Origin of the sequence: Filomicrobium insigne (assembly GCF_900104305.1) — a bacterium.
GTDB lineage: Bacteria > Pseudomonadota > Alphaproteobacteria > Rhizobiales > Hyphomicrobiaceae > Filomicrobium > Filomicrobium insigne.
The window spans coordinates 101,307-122,894 of record NZ_FNJC01000002.1 but is presented as its reverse complement, the minus strand read 5'-3'; the positions used below and the strand labels follow the sequence as shown (position 1 = coordinate 122,894).

Genomic DNA, 21,588 nt, shown 5'->3' with positions numbered 1-21,588 from the left:
GCTAAAGCAGAGAGGTCAGAATGAGCGGTGAATCGACAGCAGCAGCGGTTGGAGCGGCAGAGGATCACCGTTACGACGTCGAAAAAATTCGCGCCGACTTTCCGATCCTGAGTCGTGATGTTTACGGCAAGCCGCTCGTTTATCTTGATAACGGGGCTTCGGCGCAGAAACCCCGTCAGGTTATCGAGGTGATGGACCACACCTATCGCTTCGAATATGCGAATGTGCATCGCGGTCTGCATTACCTCTCGAACACGGCGACAGCCAAATTTGAGGAAGCGCGTGAGACGGTTCGGAAATTCCTAAACGCGCCGAGTTCAGACGAGATTATCTTTACGCGAAATGCGACCGGGGCGATCAATCTTGTCGCTCAGTCGTTCGGTGGCATGGTGGTCGGCGAGGGCGATGAGATCGTCCTCTCGATCATGGAGCACCACTCCAATATTGTCCCCTGGAACTACCATCGGGAACGCCGGGGCGCGGTGCTGAAGTGGGCGCCGATTGCAGACGACGGTTCATTCCTAATTGATGAGTTCGAAGCCCTTCTGGGGCCTAAGACGAAGATGGTCGCCATTACGCACATGTCGAACGTGCTTGGGACCATCGTGCCAATCAAGCAGGTGATCGAGATTGCGCACGCCCGTGGCATCCCGGTGCTGGTTGATGGCAGTCAAGCGGCTGTTCACATGCCGGTGGACGTGCAGGATCTAGACTGCGACTTCTACGCGTTTACGGGGCACAAAACATACGGCCCTACAGGTATCGGAGTACTCTACGCGAAGGCGGAACACCTCGATCGGATGCCGCCTTACGAGGGCGGCGGCGAGATGATCGAGATCGTGACGCGTGACAAGGTTACCTATGCTCAGAGCCCGCACAAGTTCGAGGCGGGAACGCCGATGATCGTGGAGGCTATTGGTCTCGGTACGGCGCTTAATTACATGATGGATGTGGGGCGCGATCGCATCGCTGCGCATGAAGCGGAGCTTGCGGCTTACGCCAAGGAACGGTTGGCGCCGTTCAACTGGCTGACGATCCATGGTACGGCACCGGGCAAGGGTGCGATCGTCTCCTTCAGCGTCGAGGGGCTGCATCCGCATGATGTTTCGACGGTTATTGACCGGTCGGGCATTGCGGTGCGTGCAGGGCACCATTGTGCACAGCCGCTTATGGAGCGCATTGGGGTGACGGCAACGTGTCGAGCCTCTTTTGCGATGTACAACACGAAGGCAGAAATCGATGCGCTTGCTGAAGCGCTTGAGCGTGCCCGGGCCTTGTTCGCTTGAATTGGAGGTGAGGAACATGACGGACGATACGTCAATCACCGATGACGTGGTTTCGCCATCCGTGGAAGCGACTGAAATGCAGCCGGGCGATGTGTCTGAAACGGGTGTGAAGTCTTCTGTGCCGAGTGTTGCGGATGGCGGAACGCCGGTTGCCGGGTCGTCTTTGTCTCAGGAAGAACTGGACGAGATGACGGCCAACGTGGTGGCCGCGCTCAAGACGGTGTACGATCCGGAAATTCCAGCGGATATCTACGAACTTGGGCTGATCTATCGGGTTGATATTGCCGACAATCGTGACGTGGAGATTGATATGACGCTCACAGCACCGGGATGTCCCGTGGCTGGCGAGATGCCTCAGTGGGTTGATAATGCCGTGCGCGCTGTGGCTGGTGTCGGTGATGTGAAGGTTAATCTCGTCTTTGATCCGCCCTGGGACATGAGCCGGATGTCGGACGAAGCCCGGTTGGCGCTGAACATGTTTTAGAATCCGGTTGTGGCCCCTATATTAGAGGTAGCCGATACAGGATTTAGCACTGGAATTTTACCTATCATGACGAGCTCTAGACCCCGTCCTCAGGTGATGACCTTGACTGATGCCGCCGCGAAGCGGGTTAGCGAGATCATGGCTCAGAAGCCCAATATCGTCGGCTTGCGGCTCGGCGTAAAAAAGGGCGGCTGCGCAGGCATGGAATATACGATGACCTGGGCGGAATCTCAGGACAAGTTCGATGAGGTTGTGGAAGACAAGGGCGTGAAGCTGCTTATCGAGCCGATGGCCATTATGTATTTGCTTGGCACAGAGATGGACTATGTCCAGGACAAGCTTTCATTCGGTTTCGTATTCAACAACCCCAATCAGCAAAGCGCCTGCGGCTGCGGTGAAAGCGTCAATCTGGCACCTGCGGCCGCGGACAAATTAGCGGCTTTGAAGGTCTCCTGACCTGCTGGTCTTTGGCGTGGAGCACGTGCAATGGGTTCGGAGATTGCCGAGGATTCCTGGGCACAGAGGGTCGTCAAATTCTGGTTCGATACGCTCAGTCCCAAAGACTGGTTCCAACCTCCAACTGAGGTTGATGCGGAGATAGTCTCGCAGTTCTCAGACCTTCCAGACGAGATTTTCGGTAAACCTGATGCGGTGTTGCTGACGAGCCCATATGTTGCTCTTGCTGCGATTGTCGCTCTCGATCAGTTTCCGCGCAATTTATATCGGGGTACGGAGCGTGCCTTTGCGTATGACGAACGTGCGCTCGGGTTGGCCAAGGCCGTCGTTGCGCGCGGGTTTGATCGTGACGATGGCTTAAGCACCGACCAACGCGTTTTTATGTATTTGCCCTTTGAACACAGTGAATCTATCGCCGATCAGGAGCAGGCCGTTACCCTAATCAGGGCGCTCGGGAACGATGTTTATACGCAATATGCCGTCGCCCATCGGGACGTCATTGCCCGCTTCGGGCGGTTTCCTCATCGCAACAAGATTCTTGCGCGCGATTCTACTGAGCAGGAAGCGGAATTCCTGCTGCAGCCGGGAAGCTCATTCTAGCGAAATCGGTTTTGCTCCTCTTTCGCGTTTATTCGCTCGGCACCTTTGCACGGGCCGGGTCGGTCTTCGTGGTCGCTGTGCGGCTTGGCCGACGTACCGGGCGACGGAGGAAAGCCGGAATGTTGTCCGCGAAGCCCTGCGCAGGGGCTACCAAGTCGCTCCCGTCGCTGGATTTCGCGATAGCGCGTTGGCGCTTTTGGGTGCTGTCGGTCTTTTTGATGGGTTCTGACGCGGTCTCTTCGGTTTTGGCGGCAGCCTTAGGCGGGGCATCGGGCTTGCGCGCACGCTTCGGTTTTGAGACCTTTTGTTTGGCGTCGGTTTCTTCTAGCATGACCGGTTGTTCGGTCACGGCTTGCTCGTCTTTTGAACTCCTGCGCGACGGTCTTGGAGCTCCTCTGCCGCTCCCACGTCCACGCTCGGGGGAACGTTGACCGCGTGCGCGGCGGCGCTTCTTTGAAGAGCTGTCGGCCATGTCCTCCTCGGAGGGAGGTTCGCCGATCCAATTCGCCGTTGTTCCGGTGATCTTTTCAATGTCGCTCACGAGCTTCAGGTCCTCGAACGTCACGAGGGACGTTGAGTTGCCTTCGCGGCCTGCCCGGCCCGTTCGGCCAATGCGGTGAACGTAATCGTCGGATTGCCAGGGCAGATCAAAATTGAAAACGTGGCTAACGGCCGGGATATCCAACCCGCGTGCAGCCACATCGCTCGCTGCGAGAATTGTGATTTCGCCAGAGCGGAATTTATCGAGTGTTTCGGTGCGGCTCTTCTGGTCCATGTCACCATGCAGCGCTCCGGCATTGAAACCGTGCTTCAGCAGTGACTTGTGCAGAATGGCGACATCGCGTTTTCGGTTGCAAAAGACAATGGCGTTCTTCACGTCGTCAGAGCGCATCAATTCGCGCAAGACTTCGCGTTTGGCCCAGTCTTCGCCATCGGGGCAATACCGGAACAGCTGCGTGATGGTTGTCGCGGTGGTTGCCGGCTTGGCCACTTCGATGCGCATAGGATCATTCATGAACTGATCCACGAGGCGCGTGATCTCTGGTGGCATCGTCGCAGAGAAGAACAGCGTCTGACGGCGCGGCGGAAGGAGTTTGCAGATTTTCTCGATATCGGGAATGAAGCCCATATCCAGCATGCGGTCCGCTTCGTCGATGACGAGTATTTCTACACCCATCAGCATGACGCGGCCGCGCTGAAAATGGTCTATCAGGCGGCCGGGCGTGGCAATGAGGACATCTACGCCGCGATCTAGCTTTTTGGTCTGCTCGTCCATGGAGACGCCGCCGATCAACAGCGCCAAGTTGAGCTTGTTGTTGGCGCCGTATTTTTCGAAGCTTTGTGCGACCTGTGCGGCAAGTTCACGGGTTGGCGCGAGGATCAGGGATCGCGGCATACGTGCACGCGCTCGTCCGGTCTCAAGACGGCAAATCATCGGCAAAGTGAAAGATGCGGTTTTGCCGGTACCGGTTTGTGCGATACCGAGTATATCGCGGCCTTGAATAGCAACGGGAATAGCGGCCGCCTGAATGGGTGTCGGCGTTGTATAACCTGAGCTATCGACCGCCGCCTGGACCTTTGGGCTCAGGCCGAGCTCAGCAAATGTCAGTGTCGTCAAAAGTCATTTACTCCAATTTCGGACGTGGCACGCCCGGACAATCGACACGGACCTGCCGTCGGGAGCGCAGAAATTTTTTGAGACAAGCGAGCATTCGATATGAAGGCTGAGGTCTCGGTAAGGGAAAATGTTGGTCTACCCTCTGCGCCCGAGTTGTTAATGGCAATTGCACATGGGCCTCAACAACGCAAGAAAAACCCGTATCTTATGCTTATTTGCCACGGGATTTTCGTTGCGGAATTGTCATCAATCGCTTCCCAGCTTCATATGCTGGATCAATCATGCAGCCATAAAGCTCTTTAGAGTGGCTATTCTTCGTTAAGCCATCGGGCGATAAGGCCGCCCGTCACAGCTCCGAGAATTGGGGCAACCCAAAACACCCAAAGCTGAGCCAGAGCATGTGCGTCAGTGAAAATTGCCGCTGCCGTAGCGCGCGCTGGATTAAGCGCAGCGTTAGACACCGCCAACGCCATTATGTGGAACATGGTGATGGAAAAGCCGATCGCCAAGGGCGCGACGCCTGAGGGCGCGGTGCTGGATGTGGCCCCCATGAAGACGATGACGAGCAGTGCTGTCGTTAGCCATTCGATAAGCATCACACTCATCAACGAAAACTGGCTCTTACCGCCAAAAGTACTCGCGGCTGCGGATAACGTTGGCCAGTCGCCGCTGCTTGCTCCAGCCCGGATGACATAGATCAAGCTTGCGGCTGCGATTGCGCCGACCAGTTGCGCTGCGATGTACCCAAGGGCCTGGGCGGGCGCAAAGCGCCCTCCCGCCACGAGGCCCAGTGTTACGGCGGGATTGAAGTGGCCGCCGGACACGTGGCCAACGGCATAGGACATGGCGATAAATGCAAGACCGGGTGCCAGCGCCGTCGCGACGAGGCCGCCGCCAGCGGGTTCCGCGAATAAGATGGCGGCGAAAAGCGCCGCAACACAACTGAACGAGCCGATAAGTTCTGCTGAAATGGACCTGAGATTCATGCGTTACCGCCCCCCATTTTAATTGCCGGTTTTGAATGCGCGCTAGAGGATTTTTTCTCGCACTGCGTTTGCCGGAGTCGCAGAAGTTTTAAAACCGCGGATGGCGGTTCAATATGGCAAGGGCCATTTAATCCAAGTCTGGAATGGTCTGTCCGCGATGGAACAAACATCATTTACACGCGGTTTTACCCGATGCGAGGGGCTAGTGCTGCGTACAACTTTGTTGATCTGGGAACTTTCGGCAGATGCCGAAGGCTAGAACGCGCAGCTACACGAGTTTTTGATGCGGCAAGAGCCCGCACGTTAAGCCAAGCATGTGATTTAATGAGATGCAGGTTTAATATTTTGTTTTAAGACGTTGATGTAATGGGGCTAGACCAGGGCGCTGATCGGGGACACAAATCCCGGCGCCTAATGAAGTGAAGAAACGATCTCGGGGTACTGTCATGGGATCTCAGAGCACGGCCGTCCAAAACGGTATTGATGCTGACGTAGATATGGACACGAAGCGCGATTATCGTGCTGTGATCCGGTCGCTCAAAGAGCGCGACAATTACACCAACTTTGCGTACATCGCGCAGGTATGGGCCATCATCATTGGTACTATTGTTCTTACAGTCTGGAGTTTCTCCGTTGTTGCGTGGGAGGGACTCGGATGGTGGTGGAATATTCCAATGGTCGTTGTAGCGGTTTTCGTCATTGGGGCTTCCCAGCACCAACTCGGGGGAATTGTGCACGAAGGCACGCACTTTATTCTCTTTGAGAATCGCAAATTGAACGAACTGGCCTCGGATTGGTTCGGTGCCTTTCCGATTTACACGTCTACGTATGCGTTTCGGCTGCATCATCTTGCGCATCATCAATTCGTCAATGATCCGGAGCGTGATCCGAATTTCTCGCAAGCCAAAGATTCCGGTCACTGGTTGGATTTCCCTGTTGCGCACATCGATCTCGTTTGGGGGATTATCCGGCAGCTCAATCCCGTTCTCTTGGTTAGCTATATTGCGGCGCGCGCGCGCTACAGCGCTTTGGGCGTAGACACCAATCCCTATGCAGATCCTAAGTCTCCAGGTTCGCCCTGGGCGATCCGTTGGGGTGTGCTCTATGCCGTAATGGTGCCCTTCGCCGTGATCGCTTTGTCGTCTGCGGGAGAGCTCGGATACGCAGATTCAGCTTCCATGACGGCTTGGGCGATGGGCATCATCGTCGTCGCTACAGCTGTGCTCGTCGTCTACTACGCTGTGATCCCTGACGACGCCTTCGCGAAGAGTCGGCTTGACCCGATCATTTCGCATCGCGCGACCGCTATCAGCCGTTTGTCCTTCATGGCTATTTTGTACAGCGGTTTGACCCTCGGGGAATACTACAGCGGCGGTATGCCTATGTGGGGCTACTTCGGGCTTTTCTGGATCCTGCCCTTGTTCTCGACGTTTCCGCTATTCATGATCCTGCGGGAGTGGGTCCAGCATGGCAATGCCGATCGGGGTCGTTATACGAATTCGCGCATTTTCCTTGTTAATCCGTTCGTGCGTTATGCCGTGTTCCCGTTTGGCATGGATTACCATTTGCCACACCATCTCATGGCGGCTGTTCCCCACTATAAGCTCAAGGGTTTGCACGAACTGCTTCTTGAGAAGGACGCGCAATACTCATCGCGTGCGCAGGTTGTCGAAGGCTGGTCGCTTCACAAGGGAACGCAGGATAACCCAACGATTGTCGATGTCCTCGGGCCTGATTTCGCGCCCTCCGGCAATACGGCATATGTCGATGACGCGACGCTGGAATATGCCAGCGTCAACGACAAGGACGCGATTGCGGCTCAAAAGCAGGAATCTCTGAACAATCACTGAGATTGGCCGCAATGCTCGCGACCGGAAATAAGCTGAGGGCTCGCAACCAGATTGAATCGGTTGCGAGCCCTCTAATTGTTTTCGTGCTCTTGCGTTGAGTTTACTTACAGACGCGTGCCCAGGCTTTGCACTTAACCAGGAGGTCACGGTCTGATTTCGTTTTGTGATGGGTCGGTCCGACGTGAGGCTTCACGCCCTTTTCGCGCGCCCAGCGAGCGATGGAACGCTTAAGAGCAGTGTCTGCGAACGAGCAGGCGATCGTCTTTTCAACACCGTAGCCCTTGCCCGTGAATTTGTAGCAGTTACCGGCAGCTGCGGGTGCGGATGCCGAAACGGCAAGTCCGGCGATAAGCGCTGCGCTTGCGGCAGCCTTTAAAACCAACTTCATAGGGAAAAACTCCAAGCCCGTTTCAATCCGTCAACGGCATATCCGTAGCCTGGGTATTTGACAATTCTCTTGTAGCTCAAACTTTCTCTGAGTTGTGATCGCGCAACAGCAACTGATGGTTGACGCATTGCGTTGCAAGGGGAATCAAGCTGTTCGCGCGTGGTTGGTCTTACTTTCTTGCTCTGTCGTAATTCGCAGAGTGACGCGCAGGCGTTCCGTGCCATCTTTTGTCGTGCACGTGAAGGCGTCCGCAAAGTCTTCGTCATGAATGGTCCGGCTATAAATAAACGTGCCATCTGCGCGAATTGTGAGTGTGCCAAAGTTCCCGGGGATTTGGACGGGCCGGGTTTCAGGAACGGCAAACGACATGCCTTCGAATGAGACCTCGCTGACACATGTGGTCGCCGTGAAGTCAGATCCCGCCATGAGAGACCCAGCGGCGGTCGTTGACCCCGAAAGGGGGAATTCTTTTGTCTCTCCGGCGTTCAAAAGGTGCGCAGCGTTCGCGTCATCATTATCGGCATAGGAGCTCAGAATGACGTTCGCCGGCGGCTCGAAGTCCGCGTCACCGATCAGGTGAAAAAAGTCTTTAGATACTGTTTTGCTGGGGCTCGGCGTGATTGGAGCTTCCACGCATGTCCGCTCCGTTGGCGCCGGAGCGTCGCTGCTGCTCTCGTTGCAATTCACGTTTGATGGCACAAGGGCCATAGACCCGTGGGCAAAAGCAGCCATTGGTACGCAATACTCCAAACTCACTCGCGGTTCGCAACACCTGGGCGTCCCGCGCGCTTACTCTGTCCGTTTGAACTAAAATTATTCCTAACGAGGAATGCCTGAGCGCTGTTTTTGCTTTCTTGATTATTGAGAATGCCTGAAAATCCGCTCATCCGTGGGCTCGTTGGAGCCGTGTCTGAGTGGTGCGTGTCGTCTACTCAATCGGGCTTAGAGGGAGTGCGGTATGGCCATGCCTTCCGAGCCAGACCTTTCTCAGATTGAGGTTTTCGAGGAACTTTCCGCTGCCGAGCGTATGCAACTGGAACACCGACTAAGTTCCATGACCGTGCCGCGCGGGACCCTCCTTATACGTGAGGGTGAAGAGGCGGATGCGCTGTATATCGTCGTTTCAGGCCGGTTCGCGGTTATTCGCGATGGTGAGGCGTCCATTATCGCCGAGATCGGTGTGGGGCAACCGATCGGGGAGATCGCTTTTTTCGGAGGCGGACGCCGAACCGCTAACGTGCGCGCTCAGCGTGACAGCATCGTATTGGTTCTGACGCGCGCCGACTTTGCCGAACTTGCGGGGCAATTGCCATCGATCTGGCAGAGTGTTGCCAAAGCCCTTGCGACGCGGCTGGCGCGCACGACCATTGGGCGGTGTGTCGATCGTTATGCGGCGCCTCAGACAATCGCTGTTTGTCGCGCTGGAGCTGGCCCTGTTTCACCTCAGTTCATCGCTGGTTTGCGTGAGTACTTTGCGGGCGCTCGCGATACCCTGATCCTCGATCACGGCCGAGCCGTCGATGCAATCAAGGCAGATGAGACATTTGCCACTTCGGCAGAGACCGGGTGGTTCAATGATCTCGAGCGGCGGTATCGCCGCATTTTCTACGTCTGCGACCACGAGCTCACGGCCTGGTCGGAGAAAGCGCTTCGACAAGCCGATCATGTGCTTCTGATTGGCGAGGCGGCTGTTACTGAGTCTGCTGCGCGTACTCCCAACGCGTTGGAGCGTGTCGTCACTTCGCTGCATGACTCGTGCAATGTTCGCCTTGTTCTTCTTCACTCCAAGCGCGACGCGGTGGCGGGGACGCCGTTGTGGCTCGATCCGAGGCGATGGATCGACGCGCATCATCATTTGGTGTTGGGGGACAAGAGCGACTTCGGCCGGCTGATGCGCTTCATTGATGGTGAGGCGCTAGGTCTTGTCGCGTGTGGTGGTGGGGCGCTCACTGCTGCGCACATCGGCATGTATCAAGCGTTGCTGGAAGCCGGCTATACCTTCGACATCATGGGGGGCACCAGTGGCGGCGCGGCGATGACGGCGGCGTTTGCGCTTGGTGTCAGTCCGGCCGATATCGATCAGCTGACGCACGACATCTTCGTGAAGCGCAAGGCGATGGGGCGGTGGACGTGGCCACGTTACAGCCTGCTCGACCAGGAGGTGTTTGAAGCCGCGCTGGTGGAGCATTTCTCGTGCGAGGATGTCCGAGATTTGTGGACACCCTATTTCGCAGTGGCGACCAACCTTTCACGCAATACGGTCGAGATCATTCGCTCCGGGCCTTTGTGGGCCGCGGTCCGGGCTTCGTCGGCAATTCCTGCGCTTTTGCCGCCGATGTACACGCCGGAAGGCGAGATGCTGGTTGACGGCTGCCTTATCGAGAATGTGCCGCTTGCCGCTATGCGCAAAATCAAAACAGGACCGAATGTGGTGCTCGATCTTCAGGTCCCGAATGTGGGCACGCGGTACAATGGCGATGTTGCATTGCCGTCGCGGCTTGGTCTCATTGGAGGCATGCTCTGGCCTGGCTTGGCGAAGTCATGGCCGAAGGCTCCGGGGCCTCAAGCGGTTTTGATGCGCAGCCTGATGCGTGAGACGCAGGATATTGCGGCTGATCTGCTGCCGGGGGATCGGCTCTTGTCGTTTGCGGTGCCTACTGATGCCAGTTTGCTCGACTGGTCACGTCATAGCGAATTGCGCTGGGCGGCTTACGAGTTCGCGCGTGACGCGTTAGCTGCAGAACGCTAAAGGCGAGAGGGACGCTTCACCCTCCCGCATGACGGACTAAACGTCCAAGTCCGTTACAAATGCTGCCCGATCCTGGATGAACCTGAACCGTGCTTCGGGCTTGGAGCCCATCAAAGCGTTCACCGCTTCAGAAACGATTTCATTGCTTTCGTCGTCGATGACCACGCGCAGGAGCGTGCGGACCTTCGGGTCCATCGTCGTTTCTTTGAGCTGGCCCGAATTCATCTCGCCGAGGCCTTTGAACCGGCTGATTTCAACCTTGGCGCCAGCTTTGAACTCGGACTTCAAAAGCGCATTCTTGTGGTCCTCGTCGCGTGCGTAGACGGACTTGGCTCCATGGGTCAATTTGAAGAGCGGCGGCACCGCCAGGAACAGGTGTCCCTTGGTGATGAGTTCGGGCATCTGCTGAAAGAAGAACGTGATCAGCAGGGATGCAATGTGGGCGCCGTCAACGTCGGCATCGGTCATGATAATCACGCGCTCGTAGCGCAGATCATCGTCGCGGTAGTGTTTGCCCAAGCCGACGCCGAGGGCCTGTATCAGATCCGATAGAAGCTGGTTTTGGGCCAGCTTAGCTGCGGACGCGTTGGCGACGTTCAAGATCTTGCCGCGCAGCGGCAGGATCGCCTGGGTTTCGCGGTTGCGCGCACTCTTGGCAGAGCCGCCGGCCGAGTCGCCTTCGACGATGAAAATTTCTGTGCCTTCGGCGGACCGTATCGTGCAGTCCGCCAGTTTGCCGGGCAGGCGCAATTTGCGTGTGGCGGATTGGCGGCTGACTTCCTTATCGCGGCGGCGCTTCAAGCGCTCTTCGGCTTGTTCTATGACCCATTCGAGCAGCTTGTTAGCTTGTTGTGGGCGATCGACGAGCCAATGATCGAATGAATCGCGAACCGTCGTTTCGACGATGCGAGAGGCTTCCTGTGTTGCCAGTTTATCCTTGGTCTGGCCTTGGAATTCGGGTTCGCGGATGAACACCGAGAGCATGCATCCGGCCGTGACCATGACGTCGTCGGCGGTGATTTGAGCGGCTTTCTTGTTGCCGACGCGATCGCCGTAGGCACGCAGGCCTTTCATCAGGGCAGCGCGGAGACCGGCTTCATGTGTGCCACCCTCACCCGTTGGGATCGTATTACAATAGGAATTCATGAAGCCGTCAGCGTTGCCGATCCAGGCCAGAGCCCATTCGACCGATCCGTGTCCGCCGGGTTTTTCAATGCGGCCTGCGAACAGCTCGTTGGTAACCAGCGTAAGGCCGTTGATGGTCTCTTGGAGATAATCGCGCAGGCCGCCGGGGAAGTGGAAGACGGCCTGGGCCGGTGTGTCATCCTTGATGAGTTCCGGATCGCATGACCAGCGGATTTCGACCCCGCCGAACAGATAGGCTTTGGAACGGGCCATCTTGAAGAGGCGCGCGGGTTTGAAAGCTGTGCCTTTACCGAAGATTTGCTCGTCGGGTTTGAAGCGAACCCTGGTGCCGCGGCGGTTTTTGATCGCGCCAAGTTTTTCCAGTTTTGACTGCGGCTTGCCGCGAGAAAATACCATCCGGTAAAGCTGCTGGCCGCGTGCGACCTCGACCTCGAGGATTTCGGAAAGTGCATTCACGACGGAGACGCCGACGCCGTGCAGGCCACCGGAGGTCTGATACGCCTTGCCGTCGAATTTACCGCCAGCGTGCAAGGTCGTCATGATGACTTCGAGCGCCGACTTCGATTTGAATTTGGGGTGCGCGTCGACGGGAATGCCGCGCCCATTGTCCGCAACGGTAAGATAGCCGTCGGCGCCGAGATTGACCTCGATGTAGCTGGCGTGACCGGCCACCGCTTCGTCCATCGAGTTATCGATGATCTCGGCGAACAGGTGATGCAGCGCCTTCTCGTCCGTGCCGCCGATATACATACCGGGGCGACGGCGTACGGGCTCTAGGCCCTCAAGGACCTCGATGTCAGCTGCGGTGTAATTATCGGAGGCGTCCGTCGATTTGCGGCCGCGCGGCTGTTTTTCTTTCAATTCGGTCTCGGAGCTCGAAAAGAGGTCGATCGTTTGTGGTTTGGCCATCGCGTATCGTCCGCATTGTTCGTCCGGTCGACGAAAAGGGGCGCCGTTGCTGACGCGTCACTAAAAAGCGCGGCACGAATCCGTCGGCTGGTATGGTTGCGGCAGAGTTGGCACGGGGGAGGGCGGCTTGGCAAGCGCCATCAAGTCACGGTGACGTCGCGAAATATCCCCTGTCCCTGATATTACGTGTGACCATATTGCAATGGCTTATGGCGATATGGAGACATTGTCGATGAGCCTAGTACGGCCAAGCCAGGCGGCGGCGAGAACCCGTCCCGGGCGGCCGGATGAGGGATCAAACGTGCCTAATGTTTCAGCATCACGTATTTCGACGTAGTCCACTTTGTTGAAGCCGAGCGAGAGTAATTTCATTGCTGCATCTGCGCGTAGAACGCCGAGATTTCCCGTCTTTGCGGCATCGGCCACTTCGTAGATCGTGCGATGAAGGTGGGGGGCGACTTCGCGTTCGCGCGGCGCGAGATAGGCGTTACGCGAAGAAAGCGCCAAGCCGTCTTTTTCACGCACGGTCGGAACCGCAATGATTTCCGTTGGAACATTGAGATCGCGGACCATCTGCCGAACCACGCAGAGCTGTTGATAGTCCTTCTCGCCGAACGTCACGTAGTCGGGAGCGACTTGATTCAACAATTTCAGCACGATGGTGGCGACGCCCTGGAAGAAGTGGGGGCGGAAATCGGTTTCCAGTCCGTTCGCGGTCGAACCTGCGGATACATAGGTCGAGTATCCTTCCGGGTACATTTCTTCGGCTGGCGGGGCCCAGACCATATCGACTTCGTTCTCGCGCAAACGGCCAACATCACCGTCTTCATCTCGCGGGTAACGGTCGAGATCTTCATTCGGCGCGAACTGAGTTGGGTTGACGAAGATAGATACAATCGTGTGTTTCGCGGCTCTCTTGGCCGCCTGGACCAGCGAAATGTGGCCCGCGTGTAACGCGCCCATCGTCGGCACGAGGGCGATCGGCTCAGCTTTTCTGCGCCAAGGCGCTGTCGCCTGGCGCAGATCGGCGACGGTTCGTATGATTTCTACGTTTGACGTTTTTTTCTTATCGGATGTTCGGGGGGCGGACTGAGTGCCCTTGGCCGTGTGAGATTTTGCGGGTTTCTCGACGACATCCGCTGCCGCTTTCTTCTTTTCGGCCTTCAGGCCGGTGCCCGAGAGCTTCGCGGTGCGTTTGCGCGCAGTCTTTTTTGGGGGTTGTGCCACGTTTCATCCACCTTTCGATGTTCGGCGCACCAATAGTTATCTGATATGCTAACGAAAATTTACACGGTGAGTCGTCTTGCGTTCTCAACAAAATCGAACGAAGGGACGGCAGGGTGGCGGTTATGGATAGTCCGCTTGCTATCGGCGGGCCGACGATTTCGGCTCTCGATCTTACAACGCCCGATAAGGATCTTGCAGCTGCACATTTAGCTGACGAGCAGCGGCTTGTCGCGGAATTGCTAGCGGAAAGCGAACTGCACGACGGCGAGCGTCGGCGCGTGAGTGAGGTTGCGCGTCAACTCGTGCATTGCGCGCGCGCCAATCGGCATAAATTTGGCGGCGTCGACGCGTTTATGAGGGAATACGGGCTTTCCAGCGAGGAAGGCGCGATCCTGATGTGCGTGGCGGAGTCGCTGTTGCGTATTCCCGACCATGAGACGCAGGATCAATTGATCGCCGAAAAAATTGGTGAAGGCGCTTGGGACAAACATCTCGGTCATTCCGACAGCATGTTTGTCAACGCTTCCACCTGGGGGCTGATGCTCACGGGCCGTGTCGTAAAATTGCGCGATGCTAAGGGCGCGAGCCCGATCAGTGTGTTGAAGCGGCTGGTCGGGCGTTCTGGCGAGCCCGTTATCCGACAGGCAATCCGGCGTTCTGTCTCCATCCTTGGAGATCAGTTCGTGCTTGGGCGGACTATTAAAGATGCCCTAGCGCGTGCTCAGCCGCTGCAAGAGCGTGGCTACATGTTCTCCTACGATATGCTGGGGGAAGCCGCGCGCACGCAGGCCGACGCAGACCGCTATTTCGACAGATATATGTCCGCTCTGGATGCGATCGCGGCGACAACCGGGCCAGTGATGACGCAGCATCCTGACACGTTGATGCGCCGCCCGAGCTTATCGGTGAAGCTGTCTGCGCTGCATCCGCGTTATGAGCCCGGCAAAGAGGCGCGCCTTGACGATGAGTTGTTACCGAAGCTGATGAGGTTGTTCACGGAGGCGCGTAAGCAGGGCATTTCCGTGACGATTGACGCTGAGGAGCAAGATCGTCTCGAACTTCAGCTGCGCATGTTTGGTCGCGCCTATGAGGACCCGGCGCTGCATGGGTGGCATGGTCTTGGTCTTGCCGTTCAGGCGTATTCTAAGCGCATGATGCCTCAGTTGCGATGGCTGAGACGTCTTGCTGAACGGGGCGGTCAGCGCATTCCGGTGCGGCTGGTGAAAGGGGCTTATTGGGACAGCGAAATCAAGCGGGCTCAGGAGTTGGGCTTGCGGGACTACCCGGTATTCACTCGCAAGCTGCATACCGACCTTTCGTTTATCTCCGGCGTCCGCTTCCTCCTGTCTGATCGCAAGGCGTTCTACCCGCAGTTTGCGACGCATAACGCGCAATCCCTTGCCGCCGTTTACGTGGCGGCGGCGAACACGCCGTTTGAATTTCAGCGGCTGCATGGCATGGGAGAGGCGCTTTATGAGGAAGTGGTGGGCGATAGTCGGCTTGGCTCGGTCTGCCGGATCTATGCGCCTGTTGGCGGCCATGAAGATTTGTTGCCGTATCTTGTACGCCGGCTTCTCGAAAACGGGGCTAATACGTCGTTCGTCAACCGTTTAGCGGACGAAGATGCACCAATCGCTGAGATCGTTCGTGATCCGGTTGCGGTTTTGCAAAGTGAGCGCGATGGAACGGGACCTGCTCAGCCTAACCCCATTCCGCGTCCGCGCGACATTTTCGAACCGCATCGCCGTGCAAGTGCCGGGCTCGCCCTGGCTGATCGCACGGTACGAAGTGAACTGCTTTCGGGCATGGCGAGTGCTCTTCTCTCGCCTTTCGAAGTTGGACCGTTGATCGACGGTGAGCTGACACTTGGTGATGCCAGACCTCATCGTATGGTTTGCCCGCATGATCACCGCCAGGATATCGGCCAGGTTCACTGGAGTGATGCTCACCATATCGAAGCGGCTATTTCGAGTGCCTGCCGGAATGCGGAGGCATGGGACCTTACACCTGTGGACGAGCGCGCGCGCATTCTAGAGCGTGCGGCCAACTTGTTCGAAAGCCAGCGTACGCAGTTGATGGCGGTCATTGTCCGCGAGGCTGGAAAAACAGTCACTGCAGCGCATGATGACGTCCGCGAAGCCGTTGATTTCCTGCGGTACTACGCCAACGAGGCGAGACGACTTTTCAGCGGACCGATTTCGCTTCCCGGACCTACCGGCGAGCGCAATGAAATGACGTATCGGGCGCGGGGTCCCTTTGCCTGTATCAGTCCCTGGAACTTCCCGATCGCAATCTTTACGGGGCAAATCGCGGCGGCGCTGGCGGCAGGAAATCCTGTTCTTGCAAAACCGGCAGAACAAACTCCTCTGACGGCGTTTCTGGCAACACGGTTGTTGCATCAAGCCGGTGTGCCTGCCGGTGTGCTGCATCTGCTGCCAGGGTATGGCACGACCGGTGCGGCATTGGTCCGTGATCCGCGTGTTCAGGGTATCGCCTTTACGGGGTCCAATGCGGCAGCCTGGGCCATTCAGAAGGGACTTGCTGACAGGCGTGCGGCGATTGTTCCGCTGATTGCGGAAACCGGCGGGCTGAACGCAATGATCGCTGACTCTAGCGCGTTACCCGAACAGGTTGTTCGGGATGTTATGCGATCGGCGTTTGACAGTGCCGGACAGCGTTGTTCTGCGGCCCGCATGTTGTTCGTTCACGAAGACATTGCGCCGCGCACACTCAGCATGCTCGCGGGGGCCATCGAGGAACTTAGTTTAGGGGACCCGATGGACTATGCGACGGATATCGGACCGGTTATTGACGAGCAGGCTCAAGATACGCTGGACGCGCATAAGCTGCATTTGGGCCGTGAGGCTCAGTTGATTGCCGATGGAGGTATGCCGGAGGACTGCAGGGCGGGGACGTACGTCAGCCCGGCAGCTTATGAGATCGAGCGGATTGACATTCTCAAGAGCGAAGTTTTTGGGCCCATTCTTTATGTCGGCCGTTATCAGGGCGGCATGCTGGATAAGGTGATCGACGCGATCAATGTCACTGGGTACGGCCTGACGTTGGGGTTACACAGCCGGATCAATTCCGTCGCTGACCATGTTGCCCGGCGGGCGAAGGTCGGGAATCTCTACGTTAACCGCAACCAGATTGGCGCGCTCGTCGGTGCTCAGCCGTTTGGTGGTGAGGGCTTGTCAGGGACGGGGCCGAAGGCTGGTGGTCCAAATTACGTGCAACGGTTTGCGACTGAAAGAGTTCGCTCCACAGATATCACCGCGACTGGGGGTAATCTCGACCTTTTACGCGCTGGAAACGGAGAAGCCTAAATCTTGATGGCAGCCCCGTGACTTGCCAACCTGATGGGGTGTGGCCACCTTAGCAGGAGGTTGCCCATTCTGCGGCCTTTCGCTTTGCGAAGGATAGAGCTTCATGACCACCAAGGATAAGCGCGATACGAAGATCATTCCCGAGGATGTTACGGGGGCGAGTGTACCCGCTGATCGCGCGTCTGATCGACTGCCGGATACCGAGAGATCCTCGGATCAAGAGGTGGCGGATTTTCTCGCAAAGATGAAGGTGGCACCGCGCACCCAAAATACCGGGCGGGGGCGTCTGATATTCGCCATGGACGCAACGATGAGCCGCCAGCCCACCTGGGACATGGCCATGCAGTTGCAGTCGGAGATGTTTGCCGCCGTCGATCAGATCGGCGGTCTTGACGTGCAGTTAGTTTATTTTCGCGGGTTTGGCGAATGCAGGGCTTCAAAGTGGGTGAGTGATCCCATGGCTTTGCAGCGCCTGATGACGCAGGTTGGTTGCCAGGGTGGACGCACGCAGATCGGTAAGGTTTTGACCCACGCGAGGCGGGAAACCGACAAAAAACAGGTTAATGCGTTGGTGTATGTCGGCGACAGCATGGAAGAAAGCGTTGATGAGCTTTGTGCGCGTGCCGGCGAGCTCGGGTTGCTTGGGATGCCGGTGTTCCTGTTTCAGGAGGGCTATGATCCGGTAGCGGAACGTGCGTTCAAGGAGATTTGCCGATTGACGGGTGGTGCCTGGTGCCGGTTTGATGCGGGTTCGGCAGTGCAGCTACGTGAGTTGCTGGCGGCGGTTGCTGTGTATGCTGCGGGTGGCCGCGAAGCGTTGCAACGACTTAGCTCGGAACGGTCGGGAAGTGGAGCTCGTGCGTTGTTACAACAAATGAAACCGGCGGCGTCGTAACGCTGAGGGTGTTGCCGCATTGCGCTTTGGTGTAGGCCTTGCCAACCTGTTTTGTGATCGCCTTACACGCGTGTGCTTTCCGATATTCCGTTTCAACTTGAAAGGGCGCGGGACCCTGTTAATGCGCTGATGCAATTCCTTCTTCTAGGTTTAGCGCTACTTGCTTTGGTGCTTATCGCTGTGCACGGCTTTACTGGGGCAAACCCGGGGAAGCTGGCTGTGCAGCTCAAGCGGGCGGCCGGGGTCATTGCGCTCGCTGTCGCTGGTCTGCTGGCTTTGCGCGGAGGCATCGGATACGCGGCGCCCGTAGGATTATTTGGGATCTGGCTGCTGTTCGGCAGCGGTTCGCTGCCAAGAACACGTAAATCGGGCGGGCAGACATCGCAGGTCACCACCGATTTTCTCGAGATGGAGCTTGATCATGATACCGGTGAAATTCGTGGGCGCGTGATCCGCGGTCTCTTTGAGGGGCGGCGCATCGAGACGCTGGAGGCAGCAGAGCTTGCTCTGCTGTGGCAGGATGCACGGGCGGATGATCCTCGCTCCGCCCAATTGATCGAAGCTTATCTTGATCGGGCGTATCCGAAGTGGCGCGAAGACATGGCGCGCGGAGAAAGAGAAATGAATGGGCCGGATGGCCGCATGACTGTGGCAGAGGCTTACGAAATTCTCGGGCTTCGCCATGGTGCCAGTCGTGACGAGGTTCGGCGCGCGCATCGCGAGCTTATCGTCAAGCTTCACCCCGATCGCGGTGGTTCCACCTATCTTGCGTCAAAAATCAACGAAGCCAAGGAAGTGCTCTTGGCGAATATTTCGCAATAGTCGCCTTACAGGAGCCAACGCATTTGTCTAGCGCTGGCTCGTGACGAAGCAGTCGATTTGAAGGCTTCGTAGTTCGTGGCACGTTGACGTTGCCGCCGCTTGCCCAAAGCCTGCAAAGCGTGCGCGGTAGAGGGTTCGTGAACCATTGTTTACGGGTTCTGTAATGGGAACGTAGTCGGCGAGTAGTCTGTTGGTCCGTCGGATTACGGCTTCCAGGCTCTGTTCGGCTTCTTGACGTGATCCAAAGGCGCCCACCTGAACCTGATAAGGGCCGTTCGGTACCCGACCTTGCACCTGGCCTCGCACATTTTGCTCTGGTTCTTCTCGTGACCCTTCGCCGCTTGTATCGTCCACGACGCCGCTACGGGCGAGCAATAGAGCCAATTGATCCTGCAGCGTGCCTGGGGCGCGTCCGGGTGGTTCGTTGGTGGGTTGATGCTGTGGAGGGCGATTCGCATAGGCGGGCGATGGCGTGGGGCGGCCCTGCACAACATCGTTCGGACGCACGCGCGCGATCGCGATCTGAGGTTCGGCGCGTCCGACCTCAATGGGTTCAGCAAGAACAGGACGGCGTGGCGGAATTGATGGGCGCATCATAGGCTTAGGTGTAGCGACCAACATCGGCTTACGCGTCTGGTGCGTAGAAGCTCGCTTGAGGGACTTGTAAAGCAGGCTCGTCATTTCGGCGTTGCGCGTCTTGGATGTGCGCCCGCCGAATACTGCTGCGACGACGTATTTACCGTCCCGCTTTACCGACGAAACGAGATTGAAACCGGAAGCGCGGATGTAACCAGTCTTAATGCCGTCGACGCCACGGATCTTGCCCAAGAGCCTATTGTGGTTGCGGTAGGTCTTGCCCCGGTATGAGAACGTCTGCGTTTTGAAAAGCTCGTAGTGCTTTGGAAAATCGTCCTGAAGCCGCATCGCCAGTGTGAGCATATCGCGTGCGGTCGTCACCTGATCCTCATTCGGTAGGCCAGATGCGTTCTTAAAGACGGTCCGTTTCATGCCAAGCGCGCGTGCCTTTTCCGTCATAAGGCGGGCGAAGCGGGTTTCGGAGCCCCCGATATGTTCTGCGACCGCGCACGCCACATCGTTCGCGCTCTTTGTAATGAGAGCCTTGATGGCATCGATCAGGCGGATGCTTTCCCCGACGTCTAGGCCGAGTTTCGAAGGGGGTTGGCTGGCGGCCTGCGCGCTGAACCGGATTTTTGTACCGTAGCTGAGCTTTCCTGCTTCAATGAGTTCGAAGGCCATATACAGCGTCATCATTTTCGTAAGCGAAGCAGGGTGACGCAATTCGTCCCCAGAGCTGTTGTGCAGCACTTTGCCGGTGTTGGCGTCCATGGCCATCGCGGCATGCTTTTCGGCGTTGGCTGCCTGCACATCCGAAACCAGGATTGCACAAGCCAACGTCAAAACGGTCAGAACGGCACTATAAAGTGACGTCCTGTCTGAGGCTTTTTTGCCGGTATGACGTGTGAAATTTCTGGCCATCGACCGCTAAGGTTTCCTTGCCAACTTCTTCTGATGCGCACCAAATGGCCTCACGCCAGAGTGCGTCTTCGCCTGCGTTTGCTCCGAATCTCCCATCATTCCACAGACTGGCAGACCACGGTTTTTTGACGTCTTTGCGGCGCGTTAAGTCCCTCGCTGGTCCGAATCCCAGCCTGTCAATTGCATAGACTCGAGGTGCCCAAGTTTTCGTTAACATCGGCCTGCCGTGCTCGCTTGCTCCTTGTGCAGTGCAAAAAAATGTTTGAATCTGCGGTTGTGCGTTGCAAATATCAGGTTTCGAGCTGCCAGGGGTGCGGTCGTCCACCCCTTATTTTCCGAGAAATCTCTTCCGAATACGGAGTGGAACATGGATGTTAATGCGGCCAAGAACTTCGAGGCTTTCCAAAAGCTCGGCGAGCAGAACATGGATTCGGTGACGAAGCTGATGGACGACTGGACCAGGGGCTGGCAGGCCATTGGCGCTGAAATGACGGATTTTACAAAGCGCTCGTTGGAAGACGGTACGGCGACGTTCGGTAAGCTGATGACTGCGAAGTCATTTGAGCAGGCTGTCGAGATTCAGTCGAACTACGCCAAGCGTGCTTGCGACGAATATATGCATCAGATGACCAAGGTTGGTGAAATGTATGCGAGTTTGGCCAAGCAGGCCTATTCCCCAATGGATAAGATCTTATCAGGCGGCCGTTGAGCCGGGTTCGCGAGCGCTTTATAATCTACGCGACGGCCCGGCTCGAGCCGGGCCTTTTTTGTGTCGACATGTGTACCCATCTTAGCAGGCGGGACAACGAATTACATACCGGCTGCCCTTCGCGAGATGGCAGTGTTTAAAGCGGCAATAGTGTTGAGTGCGGCGCTAGCAAGCCGGTAAGAAGATGAGATGCTCGGGGGTTCCCGACGCGAACAGATGATTTGAGACGATGCACGTCGTATCCGGCGTGCCGTTCGAGGCGGCGATGATCGAACTTAAGAGCCCGATTCAAATGGCCGGACCCAACGGGTCCGAAGGTGGTGAGGGAGGTGACGACAATGAAGGTCGGACCGGCCTCGTCACCAAGACGCGCCCCAAAACGAAGAAACCGAGCCTATATAAGGTTTTATTGCTGAATGACGATTATACTCCCATGGAGTTCGTAGTTCATGTCCTGGAACGGTTTTTTAACAAAGGGAGGGAGGACGCCACCCGCATTATGCTGCACGTGCACCACAAGGGGGTGGGCATTTGCGGCGTCTATACATACGAAGTCGCGGAAACGAAGGTGACGCAAGTGACCGACTTTTCCCGCCAGCACCAGCATCCCCTGCAATGCACAATGGAGAAAGAGTAGGTT

18 protein-coding genes are annotated in these 21,588 nt (G+C 57.0%); 11 read left to right on the top strand and 7 right to left on the bottom strand.

Annotation, left to right across the window (positions count from 1 at the left end; all coding sequences use genetic code 11):
* The first annotated feature begins 20 nt into the window (after positions 1-20).
* The 4 genes from BLS30_RS06570 (at position 21) to BLS30_RS06555 (ending at position 2,826) form a co-directional block, all read left to right on the top strand.
* A complete protein-coding gene (locus tag BLS30_RS06570) occupies positions 21-1,286 on the top strand; it encodes a cysteine desulfurase (protein ID WP_046475822.1) in 1,266 nt (421 codons plus the stop codon).
* A gap of 61 nt (positions 1,287-1,347) precedes the next feature.
* Positions 1,348-1,770: an SUF system Fe-S cluster assembly protein gene (locus BLS30_RS06565; protein WP_425284159.1), complete on the top strand. Its 423-nt coding sequence runs from the start codon at positions 1,348-1,350 to the stop codon at positions 1,768-1,770.
* Between the two features lie 66 nt (positions 1,771-1,836).
* Positions 1,837-2,226, top strand: coding sequence for a Fe-S cluster assembly scaffold SufA (gene sufA / locus BLS30_RS06560; protein ID WP_076605267.1), 390 nt, complete (start codon positions 1,837-1,839; stop codon positions 2,224-2,226).
* Between the two features lie 30 nt (positions 2,227-2,256).
* Positions 2,257-2,826, top strand: coding sequence for a DUF924 family protein (locus tag BLS30_RS06555; RefSeq protein ID WP_046475828.1), 570 nt, complete (start codon positions 2,257-2,259; stop codon positions 2,824-2,826).
* Positions 2,827-2,854: 28 nt separating this feature from the next.
* Here the strand turns inward: BLS30_RS06555 and BLS30_RS06550 are convergent, their stop codons facing one another.
* Entirely contained in the window at positions 2,855-4,444 is a 1,590-nt protein-coding gene (locus BLS30_RS06550) for a DEAD/DEAH box helicase (protein ID WP_052743599.1), read from the bottom strand.
* Between the two features lie 308 nt (positions 4,445-4,752).
* Positions 4,753-5,430: an aquaporin gene (locus tag BLS30_RS06545; RefSeq protein WP_046475833.1), complete on the bottom strand. Its 678-nt coding sequence runs from the start codon at positions 5,428-5,430 to the stop codon at positions 4,753-4,755.
* A 446-nt stretch (positions 5,431-5,876) separates the two neighbouring features.
* On the opposite strand from BLS30_RS06545, the gene BLS30_RS06540 reads away from it, so the two are divergent.
* Positions 5,877-7,280, top strand: a complete 1,404-nt coding sequence (locus BLS30_RS06540; RefSeq protein WP_090227588.1) for a fatty acid desaturase family protein — start codon at positions 5,877-5,879, stop codon at positions 7,278-7,280.
* A 100-nt stretch (positions 7,281-7,380) separates the two neighbouring features.
* Here BLS30_RS06540 and BLS30_RS06535 read toward each other — a convergent pair whose 3' ends face one another.
* Both BLS30_RS06535 and BLS30_RS06530 read right to left on the bottom strand, forming a co-directional pair.
* A complete protein-coding gene (locus tag BLS30_RS06535) occupies positions 7,381-7,668 on the bottom strand; it encodes a hypothetical protein (RefSeq protein WP_046475837.1) in 288 nt (95 codons plus the stop codon).
* A 144-nt stretch (positions 7,669-7,812) separates the two neighbouring features.
* Positions 7,813-8,400, bottom strand: coding sequence for a VCBS domain-containing protein (locus tag BLS30_RS06530; protein ID WP_046475841.1), 588 nt, complete (start codon positions 8,398-8,400; stop codon positions 7,813-7,815).
* A gap of 226 nt (positions 8,401-8,626) precedes the next feature.
* Between BLS30_RS06530 and BLS30_RS06525 the strand changes: the two genes are divergently transcribed.
* Positions 8,627-10,417, top strand: coding sequence for a patatin-like phospholipase family protein (locus tag BLS30_RS06525; protein ID WP_052743601.1), 1,791 nt, complete (start codon positions 8,627-8,629; stop codon positions 10,415-10,417).
* 36 nt (positions 10,418-10,453) lie between these two features.
* On the opposite strand, the gene parE is transcribed toward BLS30_RS06525, so the two are convergent.
* The gene (gene parE / locus BLS30_RS06520; RefSeq protein WP_046475844.1) at positions 10,454-12,472 is read right to left on the bottom strand and encodes a DNA topoisomerase IV subunit B; all 2,019 of its coding nucleotides are present in this window, start codon (positions 12,470-12,472) and stop codon (positions 10,454-10,456) included.
* 207 nt (positions 12,473-12,679) lie between these two features.
* On the bottom strand, positions 12,680-13,699 hold the full coding sequence (gene panC, locus BLS30_RS06515) for a pantoate--beta-alanine ligase (protein ID WP_342027533.1): 1,020 nt from the start codon (positions 13,697-13,699) through the stop codon (positions 12,680-12,682).
* A 122-nt stretch (positions 13,700-13,821) separates the two neighbouring features.
* Here panC and putA point away from each other — a divergent pair, with 122 nt between their 5' ends.
* The 3 genes from putA (at position 13,822) to BLS30_RS06500 (ending at position 18,742) form a co-directional block, all read left to right on the top strand.
* Positions 13,822-17,025 carry a bifunctional proline dehydrogenase/L-glutamate gamma-semialdehyde dehydrogenase PutA gene (putA, locus tag BLS30_RS06510; RefSeq protein WP_090227586.1) on the top strand — a complete coding sequence of 1,068 codons (3,204 nt, stop codon included), beginning with the start codon at positions 13,822-13,824 and terminating at the stop codon, positions 17,023-17,025.
* A 103-nt stretch (positions 17,026-17,128) separates the two neighbouring features.
* The gene (locus tag BLS30_RS06505) at positions 17,129-17,920 is read left to right on the top strand and encodes a hypothetical protein (protein WP_046475847.1); all 792 of its coding nucleotides are present in this window, start codon (positions 17,129-17,131) and stop codon (positions 17,918-17,920) included.
* Positions 17,921-18,049: 129 nt separating this feature from the next.
* The gene (locus BLS30_RS06500; RefSeq protein WP_046475852.1) at positions 18,050-18,742 is read left to right on the top strand and encodes a DnaJ domain-containing protein; all 693 of its coding nucleotides are present in this window, start codon (positions 18,050-18,052) and stop codon (positions 18,740-18,742) included.
* Between the two features lie 27 nt (positions 18,743-18,769).
* Here BLS30_RS06500 and BLS30_RS06495 read toward each other — a convergent pair whose 3' ends face one another.
* On the bottom strand, positions 18,770-20,239 hold the full coding sequence (locus BLS30_RS06495; protein WP_090227583.1) for a D-alanyl-D-alanine carboxypeptidase: 1,470 nt from the start codon (positions 20,237-20,239) through the stop codon (positions 18,770-18,772).
* Between the two features lie 367 nt (positions 20,240-20,606).
* On the opposite strand from BLS30_RS06495, the gene BLS30_RS06490 reads away from it, so the two are divergent.
* Complete coding sequence (locus BLS30_RS06490; protein ID WP_046475857.1) at positions 20,607-20,948, top strand: phasin family protein; 342 nt, start codon at positions 20,607-20,609, stop codon at positions 20,946-20,948.
* Positions 20,949-21,240: 292 nt separating this feature from the next.
* Positions 21,241-21,585: an ATP-dependent Clp protease adapter ClpS gene (gene clpS, locus BLS30_RS06485; protein WP_046479796.1), complete on the top strand. Its 345-nt coding sequence runs from the start codon at positions 21,241-21,243 to the stop codon at positions 21,583-21,585.
* The last annotated feature ends 3 nt before the right edge of the window (positions 21,586-21,588 follow it).

Coding starts and splice junctions, on each gene's coding strand:
- BLS30_RS06570 (WP_046475822.1), top strand. CDS start 21: ATGAGCGGTGAATCGACAGCAGCAGCGGTTGGAGCGGCAGAGGATCAC.
- sufA (WP_076605267.1), top strand. CDS start 1,837: ATGACGAGCTCTAGACCCCGTCCTCAGGTGATGACCTTGACTGATGCC.
- BLS30_RS06555 (WP_046475828.1), top strand. CDS start 2,257: ATGGGTTCGGAGATTGCCGAGGATTCCTGGGCACAGAGGGTCGTCAAA.
- BLS30_RS06545 (WP_046475833.1), bottom strand. CDS start 5,430: ATGAATCTCAGGTCCATTTCAGCAGAACTTATCGGCTCGTTCAGTTGT.
- BLS30_RS06540 (WP_090227588.1), top strand. CDS start 5,877: ATGGGATCTCAGAGCACGGCCGTCCAAAACGGTATTGATGCTGACGTA.
- BLS30_RS06535 (WP_046475837.1), bottom strand. CDS start 7,668: ATGAAGTTGGTTTTAAAGGCTGCCGCAAGCGCAGCGCTTATCGCCGGA.
- BLS30_RS06530 (WP_046475841.1), bottom strand. CDS start 8,400: ATGGCTGCTTTTGCCCACGGGTCTATGGCCCTTGTGCCATCAAACGTG.
- BLS30_RS06525 (WP_052743601.1), top strand. CDS start 8,627: ATGGCCATGCCTTCCGAGCCAGACCTTTCTCAGATTGAGGTTTTCGAG.
- parE (WP_046475844.1), bottom strand. CDS start 12,472: ATGGCCAAACCACAAACGATCGACCTCTTTTCGAGCTCCGAGACCGAA.
- putA (WP_090227586.1), top strand. CDS start 13,822: ATGGATAGTCCGCTTGCTATCGGCGGGCCGACGATTTCGGCTCTCGAT.
- BLS30_RS06505 (WP_046475847.1), top strand. CDS start 17,129: ATGACCACCAAGGATAAGCGCGATACGAAGATCATTCCCGAGGATGTT.
- BLS30_RS06500 (WP_046475852.1), top strand. CDS start 18,050: ATGCAATTCCTTCTTCTAGGTTTAGCGCTACTTGCTTTGGTGCTTATC.
- BLS30_RS06495 (WP_090227583.1), bottom strand. CDS start 20,239: ATGGCCAGAAATTTCACACGTCATACCGGCAAAAAAGCCTCAGACAGG.
- BLS30_RS06490 (WP_046475857.1), top strand. CDS start 20,607: ATGGATGTTAATGCGGCCAAGAACTTCGAGGCTTTCCAAAAGCTCGGC.
- clpS (WP_046479796.1), top strand. CDS start 21,241: ATGGCCGGACCCAACGGGTCCGAAGGTGGTGAGGGAGGTGACGACAAT.